This is a genomic window from Nocardiopsis synnemataformans, assembly GCF_965343085.1.
Lineage (GTDB): Bacteria > Actinomycetota > Actinomycetes > Streptosporangiales > Streptosporangiaceae > Nocardiopsis > Nocardiopsis alborubida.
In genome coordinates this window covers 1-19,299 of record NZ_CBDRFA010000078.1, presented here as the reverse complement: position 1 = coordinate 19,299, position 19,299 = coordinate 1, and the positions used below count along the sequence as shown (strand labels likewise).

Below are 19,299 nucleotides of genomic sequence, written 5' to 3'. Positions count from 1 at the left end.
GCGCCGCGGAGGGGCCCGGCCCGGCGTCCCCGGAACCTGACGCGGATCCGGTACGTCCCGCCGGTGACGGGGGCTCCCCCCGGGGCGTAGACTGTGTTCTCGTTCAGGAACCCGCCCCACGTACTGGAGCAGCGACCGTGCCCAAGTCCCGCAGCGATCGCAAGAAGAAGGCCGTCTACACGCCGCCTCCTTCGAAGGAGAAGCCCAAGGTCAGTCCGCGCTGGCTGGCACCGGCCATGCTCGGCTCCTTCACGCTGGGCATCCTGTGGATCGCCGTCTACTACATCGCGGGCAGCCAGATCCCCTACATGCAGGACTGGCAGAACTGGAACCTGCTGATCGGCTTCAGCGGCATCATCGTGGCCGTCATCCTGTCCACGCGCTGGCACTGACCCCTCGGCCGGGCGGTCGGATCGCCCGGCGACGACCGCGGGTCCTCCTCCGGGTGCTCTCCTCCAGAGGCATGTCCGCACCCCGGTGAACAGCAACGACACGGGTTTTCCACAGGGTTATCCACAGGCTGTGGGTAGCTCTCTTCGGCATGCCCGCACACGGCGTGGACCGGGGGTCGCGCAAGGGTGTCCGTGAACGGCAGGGGCCCCGGAGGAAGTCTCCTCCGGGGCCCCGCCCCCTCCCCCGTCAGCCGAGGATGATCAGCGGCGCAGCGGTCACCAGGGCCACGAGCAGGGCGGCGAACGCCGCCGCCAGCAGGACGTGCGTGACCGTGCGGGCCCGGTTCCCGGCGGACTTTCCGGGCAGGTAGGCGAACACGGCGCCGAGCACGAGCCCGGCGACCAGTCCGCCGATGTGCGCGGTCCACGAGATGTTGGGGACCACGAAGGTCAGCACGAGGTTGACCGCCAGCAGGACGCCGATCATGCGCAGGTCCAGGCGCAGGCGCCTGCCGATGACGAGCACCGCCCCGAACAGGGCGAAGATCGCTCCGGAGGCGCCGACCGAGAACTGGTTGGGCTCCGCCAGGAGGCTGAGCACCGATCCCGCGAGCGCGCCGAGCACCCACAGGGTCAGGAAGCGGACGTGTCCCAGCCAGCGCTCCAGCTGCGTTCCCAGCAGGTACATGGCGTACCCGTTGAACAGCAGGTGGAAGATGCTGCCGTGCAGGAACGCGGCCGTGAGGAGCCGGTACCACTCGCCCGGAAGCACCCCGAGCAGGGTTCCGTCCTCGACCCGGCCGACGCCGAGCATGGCGAACTCCCAGACCAGTGGCGAGGCGCCCGCCTGCCCGATCGGGGTGGACGTACCCAGCTGGGCGAGGAACCCGGCCACCATCATGCCGAGGATCGTCCAGGTGACGTACGGCTTGGCGACGGCCCTGCCTCCGAAGGTGGTCCTGGCCCGACGCACCCCGCGGTTCCCCTCCGAGACGCAGCCGGGGCACTGGAAGCCCACGGACGCCTCGACCATGCAGTCCGGGCAGATCGGCCGCTCGCACCTGCTGCAACTGACCCCCGTCTCCCTGTCGGGGTGGCGGTAACAGGTACGCGGAGCCGGGCGCTCCGGCTCCGGAGCCGCTCCGGACGGCGGTGGGGATGCGGTCATGGGCGGGTTCCTCCTCGGAGCCGGGGCGCCGTCACCGCTATCGGGTGATCTCGACGCTGTTGATCACCACGTCGTCGGTGGGACGGTCCTGGGAGTCGGTCTTGACCTGGGAGATCGCGGTGACCACGTCGTCCCCCTCGACGACCTCACCGAAGATGGTGTGGCGGCCGTCGAGCCAGTACGGCTTGTCCACGGTGACGAAGAACTGCGAACCGTTGGTGCCGGGACCCGCGTTGGCCATGGCCAGCAGGAACGGGCGGTCGAAGCGCAGGTTCGGGTGGATCTCGTCCTTGAAGGTGTAGCCGGGGCCACCGCGGCCGGTGCCGAGCGGGTCACCGCCCTGGATCATGAAACCGTCGATGACGCGGTGGAAGATCGTGCCCTTGTACAGGCTATTGCTGGAGGGCTTGCCCGTGGTGGGGTCCACCCACTGCTTCGAGCCCTCGGCCAGGCCGATGAAGTTGGCGACCGTCTCCGGAGCCTCCTTCTCGAACAGCCTGATGACGATGGTTCCCTTGGAGGTGTTCAGCCGCGCGGTGGGCTGAACCGTGGAGTCCGACACCTACGTGCCTTTCGATCGACTTCGTTTACGTGCTCACGTTACCCGTCCGTCCCCCGGGCTCACCCTGGATCCGCCGCGGTTCCGCGGTGTGCGGGCAGCTCGCCGCTCATCCACCCGCCGCGGCCGGGGCTCCGTCCACGGCGGGACGGACCTTCTTTCACCGTGGGTGCCCTCTCGGTTCCGCAGGGCGCTCCTCCCTCCTCCTGGGCCCGCCGTTCGCGGCGGGCGGACAGGAGAAAAACCCTCGGGCGGTGTCGAAACGAAGATCACACACGGAGAGGACGTATGTTGAGATAACACCCGGGTAACGGGTAAGGACGACGGGGAAACCATCCGTGTGGCGTCGAGCGTCGGCCTCACCGGGTGGAGACCGTAGAACCGGTGAACGACCGAAGGAGCTGACGACGTGCCTATCACTTCCAAGCGACTCAAGGCACGCAAGAAAGAGACTGAGGCGAGCCTCGCTCGCCTACAGGGCATGGCCCGGGAAAAGGCCCGGGAACAGGCCGACCGGCTTGGCCCGTATGCCGACCAGGCACGCGACCAGGCCGCTCTGAAGCTCCTCCAGGCGCGCGGCTGGACCGCACCCCGGCTGGAGAACGCCGCGCTGCGCGTGGAGGACACCGTGGCACCGCGGGTCGCCGAGGTGCTCACCGCGGCCGCCCACCGTGTGGACCCGAACCCGGGTCGTCGCGGGCTGATGCGGCTTCGGCGGGGCAACCGCCGGATCCCCCGGGGAGTTCTGATCGGCGGCGCCGCCGTGGTCGGCGGCATCGTCGTGTACTCGCTGGTCCGTATGCGCCAGGCGTCCCAGGACGCCGAGTGGCAGGAGCACCTGGACCAGGCACGCGACCAGGTCCGCGAGACGCGGGAGAACCTGGAGGAGCGGGCCTCCGCGACGGCGGACAAGGCCACGGAGGCCGCGGAGGAGACCGCCAAGGCGGCCAAGACCGCCAAGAACAAGACCAAGGAGACCGTTCGCACCGCCGCGGGCGAGGACCGTGCCAAGGAGAACGGCAAGCCCGGACACTAGGGCTGCTCGCAGGAGCGACGAGAGACGGACAGCCGTGCCGTGCGGGGGAGACCCCGCCCCCGGACTGGCTACCCTCCCTCCCCGCCGGGACGGATCCCTCCGTCCCGGCTTCGTCGTGTCGGGGAGTCTGTCGAGGGGTGTATCCGGAGGCGGCGTGTTCGAGAACCGCCGCGCCCCGGCTCCACGCGCGACGGCGCGGCCCCGCCGTGCGCGGTCCTGGGATGTCCGTGCGGTCCCACCGTGCACGGCTCCGGGGTGTCCGGAGGCGGCTTCCCTCGGGGCACCCCGCCCCGACTCCGGCCGGGCCCTCAGGAGCCCTTGAGGACGCGGATGGTCAGGGGATAGCGCCAGTTGTTGCCCAGGAGGCTGGAGATACTGGCGATGGCCGGGAGGATCGCCCAGCCCAGGGCGACCGCCAGCGTCACCAGCAGGGGCGCGACGAGCCAGAAGAGGGCCAGGCTCGTGAGCCCGGCGATGACACAGAAGAGCTGGAAGTTGAGCGACTCCATGGCCTGGCGCCGCACGTAGGGCGAGAGCCGGTCGCTCACGAGGAGGAGCACCAGGGGGGCGATGACGGGGAGGAAGTAGTTCCCCGCGTGCCCGACCGCGGCCACGACCCGTTCGGCCGAGGTGCTCGGCAGGGGCTCACGTGAGTCCGTCCTCTGGCGGCCGCCCTGACCGGTGAACAGACCGAACGGGCCGGTGGCCGCTGCCTGGGGCGTTCCCGCGGGGGTGACGCCCAGGTCCTCGGTGAGGGGGACCAGGTCGGCCCCGAACTTGGCCCGCATGGCCCTGTCGGTGCGCTCGTCGAGTTCCTCCTCGTCGAGCTGGCCGCGCCCGAAGGCCTCCTGGAGAACCGTGATCGCGGCGTCGCGTTCGGCGTCGGTGAGGCGGATCTGCGGCCTGGCTTGCGGTTCCCAGGGGCGCCTCGCCGGATACTGAGGGTCCTGCACAGCCACTCCCACTCCCAACGGCGACGGGAGTACGGCACGGATCGGCCGTACTCCCCTCATGATGCGCCATAGGAACGGCTACGGCTATCGGGGCCGTCCCTGATCCTCCCCTGATCCGGACCTCCCCCTTTCGGTGGAGACCGCATCGACTTTCGTCTGCTGGGTTTCCGGCTCTCAGGACGCCGGGCTGTCAGGACTCCAGCTTGTCAGGACGCCGGGTTGCCGGGACTCGGAGTCACCGACTGCCGGACTGCCGGGGCTCCCCTCCCCGGAAGCCCGTTGTCACCGAGCGGCGACGGCGGCGGGGATCCGGGTCGAGACCGGTGCGATGGCCCTGGTCGATTCCGCGGCCGCGACCGCGGACGGAACCGGAGCCGGAGCGGTGACCGAAGTCGGGTTCGGGTCGGAGGACGAGGTCAGGGCCGGGGCCGCGACCGGGGTCGGAACGGTCGAGGGGTCCTGCTCGGTCTGCTCCCGCTCGTACTGGCGCTCGGCGCTGGTGAGCAGTTCGTGCCAGTTGGTGACGTCCTTGCGTCGGCGCAGCAGGGCGCGGCGCTCGCGTTCGGTCATGCCTCCCCAGACACCGAACTCGATACGGCCGTCCAACGCCTCTGCCAGGCACTGCGTCCGGACCGGGCAGCCCCGGCAGATCAGTTTGGCGCGGTTCTGCGCAGCGCCCTGCACGAACAGCGCGTCCGGGTCGATCTCGCGGCATTTGGCACGGGCCGCCATCTTCTCATTCCACATGTTGCCCCACTCCCAAGATCAGCATGTGTGGTGATCGGAATCCGCCGACCGGCGCGACCGTCGGCGGGTGAGGAGACGCGGACCGATCCGAGGACGGTGGTACGAGGCCGGGCGGGGGCCGCCAGGCTCGCCTTCGGGGGTCGATCGTTTCGGCGCGCTGTCTTCCTCGTTGTCGCTGGTGTCGAAACTACGGTTCGTCCCAGTTCACCAACAGACCCCAAGAGGCCTATTTCTCATATGGCCCAGTAGGACCATTGCACTTAGGGGAAGTGTCATCATACACACACGCAGAGTAACTGCATATGGTAGAAGCGAGCCTCATGCACGAAGACGCCAGGACACCACCTCGACTTTCCATTACATGCGCGATGACCTGCGGATTCATAGCGGCCGACCGGTGGGCCCGGGCACCCGGACGCGACCGGGCGAAGTGGACTCTGCGTCATCCATGTCATCCGAACGGGCTATACGGACTCCTCGGTCGTACACACGGTGGAGCCACACCCGTCCCCCATTTTCTACCTTGGGGGACGAACCGGAACTACCGATTAGTAACAAAGTCAGTTTCGTGGACTTCGGCGAAGGAAGAGCTTTTCCGTGCCGACACGAAACGCCCATTCCGCTTTTTCGCGACATGTCCTCCATGGTCCGCACAGCTCGCGCGGGAGGGGCGGAAGGTCCTCCGGCGGGGGACGCCACGAGGGCTCGACCGCGCCCGGAGGCACCGCACCGCGTGACCGCCCCCGGGTCTGAGAGCGGAAGGCCAGAGCGCAGGAGAGGCCCCGAGGTGACGGGCTCTGCCACCGCACAGTCCGCAGCCGGCACAGTGCCCCAAAAGGAAACGGGGACCCCCCGTAGGGAGTCCCCGTCACAACGCCTGTCTGCACTTTTCCTGGGTGGAGCCAAGGGGAGTCGAACCCCTGACCTCCGGTATGCAAATCGCTTGAGCGCGGTCCCCGGACCTGGGCTCGCCCCGATCACCTGCGTGAACACGCCCGGCCGTTTCTCGCCGTTACCCCCTGTTTCCCGGGGTCGTGTGCAATGAATGTGCATCGCCGCGCACGAGCACACCGCGCCTTCACCCCAGGTGGGCCGCATGTTCCGGGAGCCCGCACCACAGACCCCCGCACCCCGGTTTTCGGCAACCACGGTATCGGTCCGAGGTGCCCGATAGCGCCGGAACGAGCAACCCAGGACAGACGCATTCCGCTATCGGGTGGCTCGGGATCCGAACACGCCAGCAACCACGACGGGCCATCCGAGACCGGCACTGGTCCTGTCGGGTCAGCCCCGGTGCCGCTCCTCCGCTTCGCCCGGCGCCCGTCTCGGGACCGGGCGGCAGCCCGCAGCCCGAGACGGGCGGCGGGCTGCGCGACGGCGCTCGCGCCGTCGCCTTGATCCCATACAGCCCAATTCGGCAGCGGTCCGGCGCTGTCTCACGTTGCGGTGGGTTCCGCGTCCTTCCACACCAGTTCGAAGCTGCGCGCGTAGGTCTCTGCCATGTCGGGGGACAGTTCACGGTCGACCTCGACCACCGGTGACTTCGCCGCTGACAGACCATAGATGTGCTGATTGACGAGGAGTTTCTTCTCCGTCAGGTAGACGGAGTTGTACAGGACGGTCGAATGCGTGCGGATCTCGACGCCGTCGACGTCCAGGAGCGTTCGGAAGAGCAGTAGGGCGTTGCTCGCCCTGGCGGACAGGGCCTCTCCGATCCGCTCGTCTCTCCCGCGCTGTTTCACCGGCTCCGACTCCGGGTCTCCGAGGAGGACGCGGACGCTCACACCCTCGCGTGCACGCGTCCCGAGGAGTCGCAGGATTCCCGCGTCGTCGGCGAGGAACAGGCCGCTGTAGACCAGGATGCCGATCTCCTGTTCCGCTGCGCTGAACAGGTCGTGCCAGACCTCCCGGGGCACTTCCCAGCGGTGCGGGTAGACGCGGTGGGCGTGCTCGGAGAACGGGGCGTGCTCCTCGGTGGGCTGGCTGCCCTGTGGCCAGAGGCGGTCCTCCTGGACCTGGAGGAGGTCGGCCAGCGCCCAGCGGTGCCGGGGGTAGGGCCGTTGACCGGAGATCCACCGGCGCACGGTCTTGGGATCGACGCCGAGATTCGCCGCCACATCGGTCTCGGTGAGTCGGGACGCGGCCAGTGCCTCGCGCAGTGCGGTGTTCACGTCGGTGCCCTCCGGGGGTGCGGAAACCCGACAATAACAGAAGACGTCCCTAGACGTCCCTGGAGTTGTCCGATACGCGGTACACATGTCCGCTCACTCAGAGCATCGTTTCCGCATGTAAGAGGGCTCCGGCTCAGCCTCACATTCCGCCGGGGCCGCGCTCGACCTCGTCAGGGGGAAGCATGCGGAACCTGATCCCACACCTTCGGGCACGCGGACCGACGACGCGCAGGACTGTCATGTCCAAGCCATGCACGCGGCTCCCGTTCACTCCTGCGCCTCCGGCCCATCCCGTCGTCCCTCTGGCACGGGTGGTTCGTCCGTACGTCACGCACAAGCGCCGTCGTCCGGTGGTGGTTGACCGATCGCGGCTCGGCTTGGAGCTGCTTCTGAAGATCTCTCGGATGGAGGCCGTAGCGGCATGACCTCTGACGCTGCTTCGAACACCCTCCTCTTTCTTCTCCAGCGCCACTACGGGCGACAGTGGTCGATCCGCCGCAACGGGGGCCTGTGGATCGCGACCGCCACAAGCAATGAGGTCACGCACGCGCCGACGCTGATCGAGGAGAGCGCAGAGGTCTTCGTGCATCAGCTTGAGTACCCGCCCGCCGGGATAGGGCGTTGGGACCTGCTCACAGAAAACGGGCTCCGTACAGGGAGCGCCAAAGACGGTCCTCCGGAGGGGTGAGGACCGACCGTAGGCCGTGCCGTCTTCGAACATCGGCGCTGGTTCTGCGGTTGGGGCGTCCGTCTGGTGCCGATCGAGGGGGGAAGACCTTCGGGTCGGATCGGCATCGGCGGACGTCCACATGCTGATGCTCTGAGAAGCTTTATCAGGGCGGGACTATAGAACACTTTTTAATCTATGAGCACGCCTGCTCTTCCAGTGAACCGCTTCGGAGGGACCCACTTGAGTCCGCGCACCCCGTGGGGGACGTACCACCAGATCGCGGAGGCCCTGCGCTCACGTATCACCGCCGGGGGCCTCGCCCCGGGTGACGCGCTCCCCTCCGAGGCAGCTCTCCGTCAGGAGTTCAGTGTCTCCCGTACCACCGTGCGCCGCGCCCTGGCCGAGCTGGAGGCGGAGCGGCTGATCAAGGCTCTACCGGGTACCGGCCGTGTCGTCTGCACGCCACAGGAACGCGGGAGCACTGGAACGGACGACAACCCACCTGCCCAGTACCGCCGGATCGCCGCGGAACTGAAGGGTCGGATCACCAAAGGTGAACTCTCCCCGGGTGACGCTCTGCCCAGTGAGGCCGCCTTGGTCCGTCAGTACTCGGTGTCGCGGGGGACGGCTCGTCAGGCCCTCTCGGAGCTGGAGGGGACAGGGCTCGTCGTCGCCGTCCACGGAAAGGGAAGGTTCGTCAAAGGGACCGAAACAGCCACGGGTTAGCCTGGTACATGTGGGACATGTTCACTGGGCGCGGGATCTCGCGCGAGAACTGCTCGAACAGCCGCTTCCCCGACGCTGGGCGCACTCCCAGGGGGTAGCCGAACAGGCGCGGTCACTACGCCCCGTACTCGGCGCACATGCCGACCTGGTGGAAGCCTCCGCCTGGTTGCACGACATTGGGTACTCACCGGGCCTGGCGACCACGGGCTTTCATCCCCTCGACGGAGCCCGCTACCTGCGCGACGCCCAGAAGGCTGACGAAGCCCTGGTCTCCCTGGTGGCCTACCATTCCTGCGCCGTGGTGGAGGCTGAGGAACGGGGCCTGTTCGCTCCGCTCAAGGACGAGTTCGACGCTCCCCCGGATGACCTGTTGGACGCGCTCACCTACGCGGACATGACCACCGGCCCGGACGGGATACACCTGCCGGTAGAACGCCGCCTGTCAGAGATCCTGGAGCGCTACGCGCCTGAGGACCTGGTCCACCGCTCCATCACCCGTTCCTCACCGCTGCTAACGGCGTCGGTGCGGGCTGTGGAACGCCGCCTGGCCGAGGTTGGCTGACCACTCACCCGATGTGGGTCGGGCCTCCGCCGAGGAAGTCGTCCACGCGCACGCGCATGGACCGGTCCATGCGGTATCCGGTCAGCTCGGCCTTGGTCACCCAGACGACTTCCTTGGACTCGTCGCTCGGCGTGGGCTCGCCTCCGAGAGGACGCGCGGTGAAGGCGATGGAGAACTCCTGTCGGGCCTCGCCGTCGCTGGTGTAGTAGATGATGTGCTTCGGGTCGCTGTAGATCCCCGTGATCCCGGTGATCTCGCACGTCACCCCGGTCTCTTCCAGGGTTTCCCGAACGGCGGCCTGCGGTACGGACTCGCCCAGGTCGACGGCACCACCGGGTACGGCCCAATTGTCGTTGTCGGTGCGGCGGATCATCAACACCTCGTCGCGGTGGTTGACCACGAACACGTTCACCGACGGGACGAGGCTGTTCGCGTCTGGGGCCTCGGGGTCGTCGTAGTAGTCAATCCGCTTGCCCATGGGACTCTCCTCAGTCGAGCGGGGTCGCGTCTGTCCAGACCTTCTCGAAGCTTTCCAGGTAGGTGCTGGCCATCTCCCCGCCGGGGATCTTGCGCAGGTGGAAGACGGGTGCCTCGGACGCCATGGCGCCGTACACGTGCGTGTTGACGATCAACTGGTCGTCGGCACGGTAGAGCGAGTTGTACAGCGTCGTGCCGTGGAGACGGAACTCCGTGCCCTCGACGGCGCGCAACGACCGGTAGAGCACGATGACGTTGCGGATCTTGGCGGCCAGGAGCTCGTTCAACCCCTCGTCCTGGCCACGCTGGGCAACCGCCTCGCTGTCGGGGTCTCCCAGCAGGACGCGCACGCGGACCCCGGCCTTGGCTTTGTCCGACAGCAGCTTGATCATGCTCGGGTCGTCGGCCAGGAAGAACCCGCTGAAGACCAGGATCGAGATCTCTTCCCGCGCGTTCTCGAAGATGCCGCGCCACAGCTCCGGCGGGACGCTCCACCGGTGCGGGTAGATCTCCACGATTTCGCTCTGAGAGGCGGCTTTGCTCTGCTCCGGGGTGAGGGCCTTGGGCCAGAGGTAGGTCTCTTCGACACCGAGGTAGACAGCGGCTGAGTACCGGTGCCGGCGGTAGGGGGTGCGCCCCTGCGTGATCCAGCGCTCCACACTCTTGGCGTCCACGCCGATCTCCTCGGCCAGGTCGGCCGGGGTGGCCCCGCGTTGGAGTAGCGCGGCTCGCAACCTCTCGTTCGGCATGTACCTCGGGGGTTCGCTGGATGTCTGGGGACGCGCTCACATTATCGAGACGTCCCGAACACGTCCAGCCATGTAGTGATCCCGTCCCGTCCCTGCGGTGGATGGTGGAAGCGTCCCCAAGCCCCGCATGGCGGGGAAACGACAACGCCAGACAGAAGTTCCCGGCTGCCACTGGTTGCCAAGTTCGATACATGCTATACATGTATCGATTCCTGGTTCGGGTGATCGCGTGTCGATCGCACCGGGGGTCGTGAACAGCATGAACAACGAGAGAGGACTGCCCTTATGGCTATCCAGGGTGCGTTGCCGGTGGCGTTCGGCACGGTGTTTCCGCACGGTGCGTTCGCTCTGGGGGTGGAGGCGATCACCGACTTCGAGACCAAGCGTCCGCAGACGGACAAGGACACGGGGCTTCCGCTGTGGGCGGTGGACGTGATCGACGCCGACCCCGAAGCGCGAGGCAAGGCCAAGTCCGTCAAGGTCAAGGTCGCCGCCGAGGTCTGCCCCACCCTGCCGGACGAGGTGCCCGGCCTGCCCTTCCGGCCGATCGAATTCGAGTCCATGGCGGTCATGCCCTACATCGACGACAACGGGCGTCGTCCCCGGGTGGCGTACTCGCTGCGCGCTCGTGGTGTGAAGGCTCCCGGCGGCGTGGCTGGCGGCCGTCGTGCTCCGGCTGCGAAGGACGCTGCCTGACCTGATGTAAGCGGGGCGGCCTGGTGCTGGAACACCTCGGCCGCCCCTGAACCCCTCCCCAAGCCCTTGCACAAGCTTCGTGAAGAGGTGTCTTCAGTATGTCCGATTACCCCCGTAACCTGTCACAGCTGACCGGCCCCGGTCTGGTGCGGTTGTTCCTCAAGGTGGCCAACCGTCCCCATACGACCCCTGCTGAGCGGGCGGAGTTCTTCGACTTCAAGGCCCGGGTATTCGCGACCCTCGCTGACCGGGACGGCAACCCGGACGCGGCCAAGGCCGCCGCTCGTGCCCGTTCGGACCGTGACCGTCTGCTGTTGGAGATCGAGGCCGCCAACGGTGGTGAGATGCGATGATGCGTCAGCCCAAGGTCGGTGCCGCCCAGACCTCCCCGACCCTGCCGTCCCCGGCACAAGGGGTGCGCTGGTCGACTCCCATCGTCGAAACCCCCGGGATCGTCGTCCTGGCCTCCTGGGTGTGGCGGCTCCTCCGCTTCCTGGTCACCCTGCCGTTCCGCTTCCCCGTCATGGTCGCCACCCTGGCCGCCTCGGTCGGCTCCTGGTGGTGGCTGGACTGGTCGGGCCTCGCTGGGCTGTGGGGGACGGCTTCCGTCGCCTCGCTGGTGTGGTGGCGCACCTGGCCGGACTCCTACCGGCGCTGTGTCGTCCTGCGGCTGCTGGCCTGGTGGCGGCACGTGTTCGTCTACCGGCGTCACTGGCAACCCGTCCTGGTGGTCGCCGGACTCGCCGAGTCCTACCAGGAACGCCGCTACCTGCCGCGTATCCGCAAGGTCACGTGCGACACCTGGGCCGATCGGGTCCGTGTGTCCCTCGTGGCCGGGACCGCTCCGGCGGACTTCGAAACGCGGGTGTCCGAGCTGGCGCACGGGTTCGCCGCTCCCTCCTGCCGGGTGGTCGTCAACGGTCCTCGGGACATCACCCTGGAGTTCCCGCGACGGGACACCCTGGCCGAACCGCTGGACGCCCTGGACATCTCAGAAGGGGTCGACCTGTCCGCTCTGCCGGTGGGGCGCTGCGAGGACGGCTCGACCTGGTTCCTGCGGCTGCACGGCACACACGTCCTGGTGGCCGGGGTGACCGGTGCGGGCAAGGGGTCGGTGATCTGGTCGGCTGTGCGCGCCATGCTGCCCGCCGTCAAGGCCGGTACCGCGCAGGTGTGGGCGATCGACCCCAAGCGGATGGAGCTGTCCTACGGTCGCGACCTGTTCGCCCAGTACGCCGATGACGGTGAGGGCGCGGTGGCGGTGCTGGAGCTGGCCGTGTCCCAGATGCAGGACCGGGCGGCCCGGTACGCAGGCAAGCGGCGTTCCCACACGCCTACCGAAGAAGACCCGTTCGTCGTGGTGGTTCTGGACGAGGTGGCGTTTCTGACCGCCTACCACCCTGACCGGGACGTCCGGAAGCGGGCGGAGAACGCTATCGCCACGCTGACCTCACAGGGCCGCTCGGTGGGCTTCTGCGTCCTGGCGGCTTTGCAGGACCCTCGCAAGGAGGTCATGAACCTGCGCAACCTGTTCCCGGACAAGGTCGCGCTTCGCCTGGATGAGGGATCGCAGGTGGACATGATCCTCGGTGAGGGTGCCCGGGATCGTGGGGCCAACGCGCACCTGATCGACCCTGCCCTTCCCGGGGTGGCCTACGTCCGCCTGGAAGGCTCACCAGCCCCGGTCCGCGTCCGGGCCGCCTACGTCTCCGACGAGGACATCACCGCCATGGCGGACGCCTACGGGACGGAGGTGGTCTGATGCCCACTCCCACGGGGAAGTCCACCCGGGCCGAACGCCTGGCGCAACCGCTGGCGCGTGAGGTGGCCGAACAGGTCGCCGCCGACCACGGCGTGTGCATCCGTCCCGTGTCCCTGCGGCGTACCGATATCGGCACCGGGGAAACCGAGATCGTCGATGTCCCGTGCGGTTCCACGCTGGAATCCCGATGTCCGGCCTGCGCCAAGCGGAAGCGGTCGCTTCGGCGGACTCAGTGCGAAGAGGGCTGGCACCTGGCCGCTGAACCCGTGGTGACACCCGACCCGCCGACCGAGGAACAACGCTCCTGGGTGGAACAGCGGGCAGTGGTCACCGCTGAGAGGGACCGGCTGGCCTCCTCGGGGACCGCTCCGGAAGAGGACCTGGGCGCGCTCGATGCGGCGATCGCGGACCTGGACGAGGAGATCACCGCCTCCGGGCTGCGGGGCTCGGTCAGCCCCTCCGGGGACTCCCCCTCTTCGGGGTCTCGTCGGGTGCGTTCGACTCGTCGGCGTCAGGACGCGCCAGACCTTCCCAAACGACAGAGGACACGTAAGACGGTCGGACGGGCCTACACCGACCCGAACACCGGCCGAACCTTCCGACCCTCGCTGTTCGTCACGCTCACGCTGGACTCCTACGGGCGGGTGCGCTCGGACGGCACACCGGTCGACCCATCGACGTACGACTACCGGCGTGCCGCTCGGGACGCGCTGCACTTCTCCAAGCTGGTGGACCGGTTCGTGCAGAACCTTCGCCGCGTGGCCGGGTTCGATGTCCAGTACTTCGCGGCCGTGGAACCCCAACGGCGGCTGGCTCCACACCTTCACATGGCCACACGCGGCACCATCCCCCGGGCGGAGCTGCGCCAGATCGCCGCCGCGACCTACCACCAAGTGTGGTGGCCCAACGCTGACCGGGTCGTCTTCGAGGGTGACCACCTTCCCGTGTGGGACGTATCCGCGGGGACCTTCCTCGACCCTGACACGGGGGAGGTGCTGCCCACCTGGGATGAGGCCTTGGACGTACTGGACGAGGAGGCAGACGCGGAACCCCATCACGTGGTGCGGTTCGGCCGACAGATCGACGCCAAGGGTGTCGTGGCGGGCTCGGCGGACGCGGACCGGTGTGTGCGCTACTTGGCCAAGTACCTGACCAAGGACATCGCCGAGTGCCACGCGGCCGAAACGGTCCGGCAGGAACAGCATGTGGACCGGCTCCTCGACGCCCTGAGGTTCGAACCCTGCTCGCCCCGGTGCTCGAACTGGCTGCGCTACGGCGTCCAACCCGACGGAGCGAAAGCGGGGATGCGTCCGGGGTTCTGCCGGTCCAAGGCTCACCGCCGCGAACACCTGGGCTACGCGGGTCGTCGGGTGCTGGTCTCGCGCAAGTGGTCGGGCAAGACCCTCGCTGACCACAAGGCGGACCGGCTGGCCTGGGTCCTGAACACGCTCGGCGTTGATCCCGCCAACGAGGACCAGGCGGACGAGGACCACCGGCCTCCCGTGCTGACCTCGATCGCCTCGGGCTCCTTCGCCTGGGAGTTGGCCAAGCCCACGGATCCCGACGTGGCTCCTCGCGAACGGCGCCTGTTGCGGGCGGTCGGTGAATCGCTCAAACGCCGCGCCCAACTCGACGCGGCACGTACCCCCGAACGTTCGGCAACTCCAGGAACGAGGGCCGCATGACCCCCACCGCGACTACCTTGCCCGTCCCCCAGCCCCGTACTGCGCTGTGGTCGGTGAAGGACACCGCCGCCTTCCTCCGGGTGCCCGCGAAGACGCTCTACGAGTGGCGCTACAAAGGCGACGGGCCGCCCTCCCACCGCGTCGGCCGGTACGTCCGCTACCTGCCCGACGAGGTCCACGCCTGGGTCCGATCCCAGTAATCCCTACCCCTGGAAGGAAGCCCCTCGATGGCTCGCGCGTGGGTCTACGACCGCACCAAGGAGAAGTCCTACAACGAAGCTGTGAAGGCGGCGAAGGAAGCCAAGCGGACCCCGCCCGCCCGGTGGATGGTCCGGTACTACAACCCCGCTGGTCAGATGAAGAGCGGTGGCACGTTCCAGAAGAAGCCGGACGCCGAGAAGCGCAAGACCGAGCTTGAGGGACAGCTCAACGTCGGGACCTTCCGTGACCCGTCCGAGGGGAAGGCCACGGTCGGCGAACTCGCTGAGAAGTGGCTCAAGGCCCAGCACCATCTGAAGCGGTCAACCCGCCGGGACTACCGGGAGTACCTCGACAACTATGTTCTTCCCGAGTGGGGCGGCGTTCCCGTGAACCAGGTGCGGTTCGAGGCCGTGTCCGACTGGGTGGACCGACTCGTTCACGAACCGGGCAAGCGTGGTGGATCTCTGAGCGCGTCCTACGTGCGGAAGGTCTTCTATACGCTTTCCCATGTCCTGAGCTGGGCTGTGAAGTCCCGTCGGATCATGGTGAACCCCGCCCGAGAGGTACCGCTACCGAAGATCGTTCCCGGCAGACACGTCTACCTCGATCATGTCCAGGTCGAACGGCTCGCCTCGTGCGCTGGTGAGTACCGGGTCCTGGTCCTGCTTCTCGCCTACACCGGCCTCCGGTGGGGAGAGGTCTCGGCGGTGAAGGTCGGACGGATCGACCTGAGGCGGCGACGGGTCCACGTTGAGGAGAGCCACGGGCGGGAGTCGGGGAAGCTGTACCTGGACACTCCGAAGAACCACGAACAACGGGCCGTGCCGATCCCGGGCTTCCTCCTCAAGGAACTCCGTGCCCTGTGCAAGGGGAAGGACTCGGACGAACTCGCCTTCACCGCTCCCCAGGGCGGGCCTCTGCACTACGACAACTTCCGGCGGCGCGTCTTCAACCCGGCGGTGGCGGACGCTGGATTCTCGGAGCTGGAGGTGACGGCTCACAAGCTCCGGCACACGGCGGCGTCCCTCGCGATCGCTTCGGGCGCGGACGTGAAGGTGGTACAGACGATGCTCGGCCACAAGACGGCGACGATGACCCTCGACACCTACGGGCACCTGTTCCCGGACCGCTTGGACGAGGTCGCCCGGAAGATGGGGGACAAGCGTGCCGCCGCTCTTCGGAAGGCGGACACCTCGAAGGGGAAGAAGCACGACCGGGCCGCGTGACGACGCGGGCAATGTGCACTAAATGTGCAACGGCCACCCGAGGCGTTTGCCTGGGTGGCCGTTGTCATGTCTTTGAGCTGTGGAAAGACGAGTGGAGCCAAGGGGAGTCGAACCCCTGACCTCCGGTATGCAAAACCGGCGCTCTGCCAGCTGAGCTATGGCCCCATGAGCCCGGGCACAAGCCCTGGTCACTCTGGAGAGCATACCTTCATCGGAGGGCGGTCCCGCTCACCCGGCCGGGGTCCCACACGCGGAGCCACGGTTCGGAGCTGAGAGCAGCACAAAGCCGTGGGTCGCACCTCGGGATTATCGGCCCACCCACGTCTTCGTGTCACTCACGAGCGGGCCGGGACGGCGCGCGCCAGTCCCCGGTTCGCCCTGTGGAAGCCCCACGGCCGCGTCAGGCGGCCAGGAGGTCCGTCGGTCAGCTCTCGCTGGCCGCCGTGGCCTCGGTCCACAGGTCGAGCTCGGCGCGGTCCGCCTGGATCTTGCGGTAGACGGCGAAAGCCCCGAGGGCCACCAGCGCCAGAACGATGATCTTCTTCACTGTCTGGACCCTTTCGTTGATCCGGTGCGTCAACGCGGGCTCCCGTACGGGACGGGGGCTCCGCGGAGAACTTTATGAGGTTGTCACCAAGCAGACTAGCAAGCCGCCGGGAGCGGTCCCCGCCACAGTGGACCGATTTCCACCAACTTCTGGGCCCGATACGTGAAGAGCGCGCGCGGGACCTCAGGTCAGCAGTGCCATCCGGCGCAGGATACCCATGCTGACCTGTGGAGAAGCCGCGATCCGAGTGAGTTCGGACCACACCCGCTTGCAGGCCGCGACCGGCTCCTCCGCCTCCACGATGGAGCCGCCCTGGGTGGCCTCGACGTAGGCCAGGGCGGCCTCGTCCTCGTCGAACTCCAGGACGGAGAAGGGCCCCGCGACACCGGGGTGCGGGCCGGCCGAGGTCGGCAGCAGCTGCACCGTCACCCGCTCGGACCCGGTGGCCAGCTCCACGATGCGGCTGGTCTGCGCGCGCAGCAGTTCGCGGTTCCCGGACACCCGTTGGAGGGCGTCCTCCTCGACGATGGCGTGGTAGCGGACCAGGCCTCCTGAGGAACCGAGGTCGGGGCCGCCGTGGTCCAGGACCTCCTGGCGCTTGAGGTAGGCGGCCACCATGCGTTCGACGGTGCGCTCGCCGTGGCCCAGGGCCCGCGCCACCGCCGCGGTGTAGTCGGGCACCTGGAGGAGGTCGGGGACGAGTATGCCCGCGTAGGACTGCACGGAGACGGCGCCCGCCTCGTTGCCCACGTACGCGGAGGACAGGACGTCCTCGTACTCGGTCCACCACGGGCGGAGACGGGACTCCCGGACGAGGGTCAGGATGGCCTCTCGCTGCCCGCCGGTGACGCCGTACAGGCGCAGGAGGGCGGAGATCTCCATGACCGACGGCCACTTGCGGATGCCGGTCTCGATGTGTCCGAGCTTGGCGGGTGACCACTCCAGCTCGTCCGCGACATCACTGAGGGTCATACCCGCCCGTACGCGATGGCGGCGGAGTTCGGCGGACAGCCGTCGACGACGGACCGTGGGGCTGGTCATAACGATGATCCCATGACGCAGAGTGGCGGAGGTGTACCACCAGCGAAACACGCTATCTAGCATCTAGCAATGAGTTTCTAGAAAACAGCTGCCGATTCGATGCATTACGGAGGGCGGAAACCCGGGTGCGGGAACGACAAACCCGTCTTTTGTCATGAGGGCGAGGCCGGGGGGAGAGCTGGAGGGGGTCGAGAGAGCGCAGGGGAGTTGAAGGCGTGCGCGGACGTGTGAGGTGTGGCAGGAGTAGATCGGAACTGGGAGCGGAAGTGGAGGTGCGAGCAGAGCAGGTTGGGGGCGGAGGTAGGTGGTGGGAAGGACGGGGGCTGGAGGAGGGGTACAGAGTGTTTCTCTGAGCGCTTGAAAAACAGGAGCAACAGGAACAACGGGGGCAACAGGAATAACAAGCGCACCAGACAAGTTAGCCAGGAATGACATCAGCCGCAGGCCCTCAAGGCCCCCGGGAGATCCGGGTTCCCGGGATGCGGCCGGAATCCACGGGAGGGTCGGGGCCGCTGGCGTGTTCCGGGTCCGTAGTTCTGCGGACGCGGTGGCTTCAGAGGCGCGGTGACTTCAGAGGTGGGAGGGCCACCTGGTTGCCCCTGTCCTGTATGTCTCACCTTGATGCCAGCGTGGAGAAACAGCGTACGATGCTTGAGGTGCCTGCTTCGGCGGGCGTAACCGTACACATAGAGGACACCCATGAGCTACCCCATTGACGACGCCGAGCAGCTGATCGCGAACGCGGAGGCGGAGATGCCGCCGAGCACCCGCTCCCGTCTCATCGCGAAACTCCGGATGGGGAAGCACATCGACGAGGCGGCGGCTGAACTCGACGTCAGCCCGGCCCAGATCTTCTCGACCGGCCGTATTCTCACGGCCTTCGGCGACCAGCTCGACTTCACGCTCACCGAGCAGCGGGACCCCTCCCTGCCGCATGGAACCGTCACCGGGTACAACAAGCGGTGCCGGTGCCCCGAGTGCCGGGGAGCCCTCCAGCAGCGCGTCTGAGGCGCTGCTGGGGGTGTTCTGAGACGCTGCCGAGGGCTGAGGGACGGGGGCGCAGCACGGGGGCGAGCGCGACTGGCGGGGTACCGAACAGCCGTCGCGTCGTGTGTGTCCTGCGCGCCCTGCCGCGGGGAAGCTGACCGGGACAGTTTCGGTTCCTTTCGGCTGAGGTCCCGGGTGTGATCTGGTAGGTCCTTCAGCTGATCCGGCGGGCTCCTCAGGCCGGAGAAGACCAAGCCGACCACCTGCGCTAACGCCTTGTTAACCGAGACTTCCCGAACCAATACGGCGAACACAGGCTTATCAGTCCCCGGTTGGGGAAAATCGCAGATCATGAACGAGTACGTGGACTGGTCGGCGATGAGCGAAGAAGACTTCTTTGCGCTGCTGCGGCAGCTCATCGACATCCCGGAAGCCGACGAGGACTAACCAGAGGCAGTCCCCCGACGCGGGTCCCCGCCCCTTCACCCCCAGGCGCACGACGAGGCCGTGACCGCGGTGTTCAGCGTGCGCCGAGAAGGGACTTCCGTGACTCGCGCTTCCGCGTTGCGCCTGTTGTCGGGCTCCACTGCTGTAGGGCCCGGTGAGGAGGACGAGCACGTCCGTCGTCCACCTCTGCCGTGACGGGGCCTGCTCCTCGATACCTCTGAGGAGAGCCTGCTCATCGATCCTCGCGGCCCGGGTCAGCGGAGGCGTCGTACGCCACCGCCCACGAGAGGGCTCGCCCGCTGGAGGGGGAGCGTCAGCCCGAGCACCTTCCAGCGAGGGCCTCGTGTTGGTTGTCCACAGAACGCGACACGCTCTGGCCCCCACAGCCCCCCACACGGTTGACTGGAAACAAGGGGGGCCCACCCCGGCCCCGCCCTTCCGCACACCCACCCCAGCGTTCACAAACGCACAAACCCCAGCACAAAAAAGAGGGGTGC

The 19,299-nt window shown here is 67.8% G+C and carries 20 protein-coding genes, 1 tRNA gene and 1 pseudogene; 12 read left to right on the top strand and 10 right to left on the bottom strand.

Features of this window, described 5'->3' with window-relative positions:
• The first annotated feature begins 137 nt into the window (after nt 1-137).
• The gene (locus tag ACSIH6_RS32165; protein ID WP_435112106.1) at nt 138-392 is read left to right on the top strand and encodes a cell division protein CrgA; all 255 of its coding nucleotides are present in this window, start codon (nt 138-140) and stop codon (nt 390-392) included.
• Between the two features lie 247 nt (nt 393-639).
• On the opposite strand, the gene ACSIH6_RS32160 is transcribed toward ACSIH6_RS32165, so the two are convergent.
• Entirely contained in the window at nt 640-1,560 is a 921-nt protein-coding gene (locus ACSIH6_RS32160) for a rhomboid family intramembrane serine protease (RefSeq protein WP_435112105.1), read from the bottom strand.
• 37 nt (nt 1,561-1,597) lie between these two features.
• Entirely contained in the window at nt 1,598-2,122 is a 525-nt protein-coding gene (locus ACSIH6_RS32155; RefSeq protein WP_435112104.1) for a peptidylprolyl isomerase, read from the bottom strand.
• Nucleotides 2,123-2,528: 406 nt separating this feature from the next.
• On the opposite strand from ACSIH6_RS32155, the gene ACSIH6_RS32150 reads away from it, so the two are divergent.
• Nucleotides 2,529-3,155, top strand: coding sequence for a hypothetical protein (locus ACSIH6_RS32150; RefSeq protein ID WP_435112103.1), 627 nt, complete (start codon nt 2,529-2,531; stop codon nt 3,153-3,155).
• 308 nt (nt 3,156-3,463) lie between these two features.
• Here the strand turns inward: ACSIH6_RS32150 and ACSIH6_RS32145 are convergent, their stop codons facing one another.
• The 3 genes and pseudogenes from ACSIH6_RS32145 to ACSIH6_RS32135 all read right to left on the bottom strand — a co-directional run bounded on the left by ACSIH6_RS32145 (nt 3,464) and on the right by ACSIH6_RS32135 (nt 7,026).
• Nucleotides 3,464-4,108, bottom strand: a complete 645-nt coding sequence (locus tag ACSIH6_RS32145) for a DUF1707 and DUF4870 domain-containing protein (RefSeq protein ID WP_435112102.1) — start codon at nt 4,106-4,108, stop codon at nt 3,464-3,466.
• A gap of 453 nt (nt 4,109-4,561) precedes the next feature.
• Nucleotides 4,562-4,855: pseudogene (locus ACSIH6_RS32140) on the bottom strand (WhiB family transcriptional regulator); the annotation flags it as partial.
• A 1,436-nt stretch (nt 4,856-6,291) separates the two neighbouring features.
• Nucleotides 6,292-7,026: a helix-turn-helix domain-containing protein gene (locus ACSIH6_RS32135; protein ID WP_435112101.1), complete on the bottom strand. Its 735-nt coding sequence runs from the start codon at nt 7,024-7,026 to the stop codon at nt 6,292-6,294.
• Between the two features lie 421 nt (nt 7,027-7,447).
• On the opposite strand from ACSIH6_RS32135, the gene ACSIH6_RS32130 reads away from it, so the two are divergent.
• The 3 genes from ACSIH6_RS32130 to ACSIH6_RS32120 all read left to right on the top strand — a co-directional run bounded on the left by ACSIH6_RS32130 (nt 7,448) and on the right by ACSIH6_RS32120 (nt 8,984).
• Nucleotides 7,448-7,714, top strand: coding sequence for a hypothetical protein (locus ACSIH6_RS32130; protein WP_435112100.1), 267 nt, complete (start codon nt 7,448-7,450; stop codon nt 7,712-7,714).
• A 222-nt stretch (nt 7,715-7,936) separates the two neighbouring features.
• Nucleotides 7,937-8,422: a GntR family transcriptional regulator gene (locus ACSIH6_RS32125; protein ID WP_435112099.1), complete on the top strand. Its 486-nt coding sequence runs from the start codon at nt 7,937-7,939 to the stop codon at nt 8,420-8,422.
• Between the two features lie 49 nt (nt 8,423-8,471).
• Complete coding sequence (locus ACSIH6_RS32120; RefSeq protein ID WP_435112120.1) at nt 8,472-8,984, top strand: HD domain-containing protein; 513 nt, start codon at nt 8,472-8,474, stop codon at nt 8,982-8,984.
• Between the two features lie 4 nt (nt 8,985-8,988).
• Here ACSIH6_RS32120 and ACSIH6_RS32115 read toward each other — a convergent pair whose 3' ends face one another.
• Together ACSIH6_RS32115 and ACSIH6_RS32110 are read right to left on the bottom strand one after the other, a co-directional pair.
• On the bottom strand, nt 8,989-9,462 hold the full coding sequence (locus ACSIH6_RS32115) for an NUDIX hydrolase (protein WP_435112098.1): 474 nt from the start codon (nt 9,460-9,462) through the stop codon (nt 8,989-8,991).
• A gap of 10 nt (nt 9,463-9,472) precedes the next feature.
• Nucleotides 9,473-10,210 (bottom strand): DUF5919 domain-containing protein, encoded by a 738-nt coding sequence (locus ACSIH6_RS32110; RefSeq protein WP_435112097.1) that lies wholly within the window; start codon nt 10,208-10,210, stop codon nt 9,473-9,475.
• A gap of 285 nt (nt 10,211-10,495) precedes the next feature.
• Between ACSIH6_RS32110 and ACSIH6_RS32105 the strand changes: the two genes are divergently transcribed.
• The 6 genes from ACSIH6_RS32105 (at nt 10,496) to ACSIH6_RS32080 (ending at nt 15,780) form a co-directional block, all read left to right on the top strand.
• On the top strand, nt 10,496-10,906 hold the full coding sequence (locus ACSIH6_RS32105) for a plasmid replication, integration and excision activator (RefSeq protein ID WP_435112096.1): 411 nt from the start codon (nt 10,496-10,498) through the stop codon (nt 10,904-10,906).
• Between the two features lie 98 nt (nt 10,907-11,004).
• On the top strand, nt 11,005-11,259 hold the full coding sequence (locus ACSIH6_RS32100; RefSeq protein ID WP_435112095.1) for a hypothetical protein: 255 nt from the start codon (nt 11,005-11,007) through the stop codon (nt 11,257-11,259).
• Entirely contained in the window at nt 11,256-12,668 is a 1,413-nt protein-coding gene (locus tag ACSIH6_RS32095; protein ID WP_435112094.1) for an FtsK/SpoIIIE domain-containing protein, read from the top strand. Before ACSIH6_RS32100 ends, ACSIH6_RS32095 begins: the two co-directional genes overlap by 4 nt.
• The gene (locus tag ACSIH6_RS32090; protein ID WP_435112093.1) at nt 12,668-14,353 is read left to right on the top strand and encodes a replication initiator; all 1,686 of its coding nucleotides are present in this window, start codon (nt 12,668-12,670) and stop codon (nt 14,351-14,353) included. Before ACSIH6_RS32095 ends, ACSIH6_RS32090 begins: the two co-directional genes overlap by 1 nt.
• Nucleotides 14,350-14,553, top strand: a complete 204-nt coding sequence (locus ACSIH6_RS32085) for a helix-turn-helix transcriptional regulator (protein ID WP_435112092.1) — start codon at nt 14,350-14,352, stop codon at nt 14,551-14,553. Before ACSIH6_RS32090 ends, ACSIH6_RS32085 begins: the two co-directional genes overlap by 4 nt.
• A 27-nt stretch (nt 14,554-14,580) precedes the next feature.
• Complete coding sequence (locus tag ACSIH6_RS32080) at nt 14,581-15,780, top strand: tyrosine-type recombinase/integrase (protein WP_435112091.1); 1,200 nt, start codon at nt 14,581-14,583, stop codon at nt 15,778-15,780.
• A gap of 92 nt (nt 15,781-15,872) precedes the next feature.
• On the opposite strand, the gene ACSIH6_RS32075 is transcribed toward ACSIH6_RS32080, so the two are convergent.
• The 3 genes from ACSIH6_RS32075 to ACSIH6_RS32065 form a co-directional block, all read right to left on the bottom strand.
• Nucleotides 15,873-15,945: transfer RNA gene (locus tag ACSIH6_RS32075), tRNA-Ala, on the bottom strand.
• Between the two features lie 259 nt (nt 15,946-16,204).
• Nucleotides 16,205-16,327 (bottom strand): DLW-39 family protein, encoded by a 123-nt coding sequence (locus tag ACSIH6_RS32070; RefSeq protein WP_014912962.1) that lies wholly within the window; start codon nt 16,325-16,327, stop codon nt 16,205-16,207.
• A gap of 183 nt (nt 16,328-16,510) precedes the next feature.
• Nucleotides 16,511-17,368, bottom strand: coding sequence for a helix-turn-helix domain-containing protein (locus ACSIH6_RS32065; protein WP_435112090.1), 858 nt, complete (start codon nt 17,366-17,368; stop codon nt 16,511-16,513).
• A 699-nt stretch (nt 17,369-18,067) separates the two neighbouring features.
• Here ACSIH6_RS32065 and ACSIH6_RS32060 point away from each other — a divergent pair.
• Nucleotides 18,068-18,376, top strand: a complete 309-nt coding sequence (locus ACSIH6_RS32060; protein WP_061082896.1) for a hypothetical protein — start codon at nt 18,068-18,070, stop codon at nt 18,374-18,376.
• The last annotated feature ends 923 nt before the right edge of the window (nt 18,377-19,299 follow it).

Coding starts and splice junctions, on each gene's coding strand:
- ACSIH6_RS32105 (WP_435112096.1), top strand. CDS start 10,496: ATGGCTATCCAGGGTGCGTTGCCGGTGGCGTTCGGCACGGTGTTTCCG.
- ACSIH6_RS32110 (WP_435112097.1), bottom strand. CDS start 10,210: ATGCCGAACGAGAGGTTGCGAGCCGCGCTACTCCAACGCGGGGCCACC.
- ACSIH6_RS32160 (WP_435112105.1), bottom strand. CDS start 1,560: ATGACCGCATCCCCACCGCCGTCCGGAGCGGCTCCGGAGCCGGAGCGC.
- ACSIH6_RS32085 (WP_435112092.1), top strand. CDS start 14,350: ATGACCCCCACCGCGACTACCTTGCCCGTCCCCCAGCCCCGTACTGCG.
- ACSIH6_RS32090 (WP_435112093.1), top strand. CDS start 12,668: ATGCCCACTCCCACGGGGAAGTCCACCCGGGCCGAACGCCTGGCGCAA.
- ACSIH6_RS32095 (WP_435112094.1), top strand. CDS start 11,256: ATGATGCGTCAGCCCAAGGTCGGTGCCGCCCAGACCTCCCCGACCCTG.
- ACSIH6_RS32130 (WP_435112100.1), top strand. CDS start 7,448: ATGACCTCTGACGCTGCTTCGAACACCCTCCTCTTTCTTCTCCAGCGC.
- ACSIH6_RS32115 (WP_435112098.1), bottom strand. CDS start 9,462: ATGGGCAAGCGGATTGACTACTACGACGACCCCGAGGCCCCAGACGCG.
- ACSIH6_RS32080 (WP_435112091.1), top strand. CDS start 14,581: ATGGCTCGCGCGTGGGTCTACGACCGCACCAAGGAGAAGTCCTACAAC.
- ACSIH6_RS32060 (WP_061082896.1), top strand. CDS start 18,068: ATGAGCTACCCCATTGACGACGCCGAGCAGCTGATCGCGAACGCGGAG.
- ACSIH6_RS32065 (WP_435112090.1), bottom strand. CDS start 17,368: ATGACCAGCCCCACGGTCCGTCGTCGACGGCTGTCCGCCGAACTCCGC.
- ACSIH6_RS32100 (WP_435112095.1), top strand. CDS start 11,005: ATGTCCGATTACCCCCGTAACCTGTCACAGCTGACCGGCCCCGGTCTG.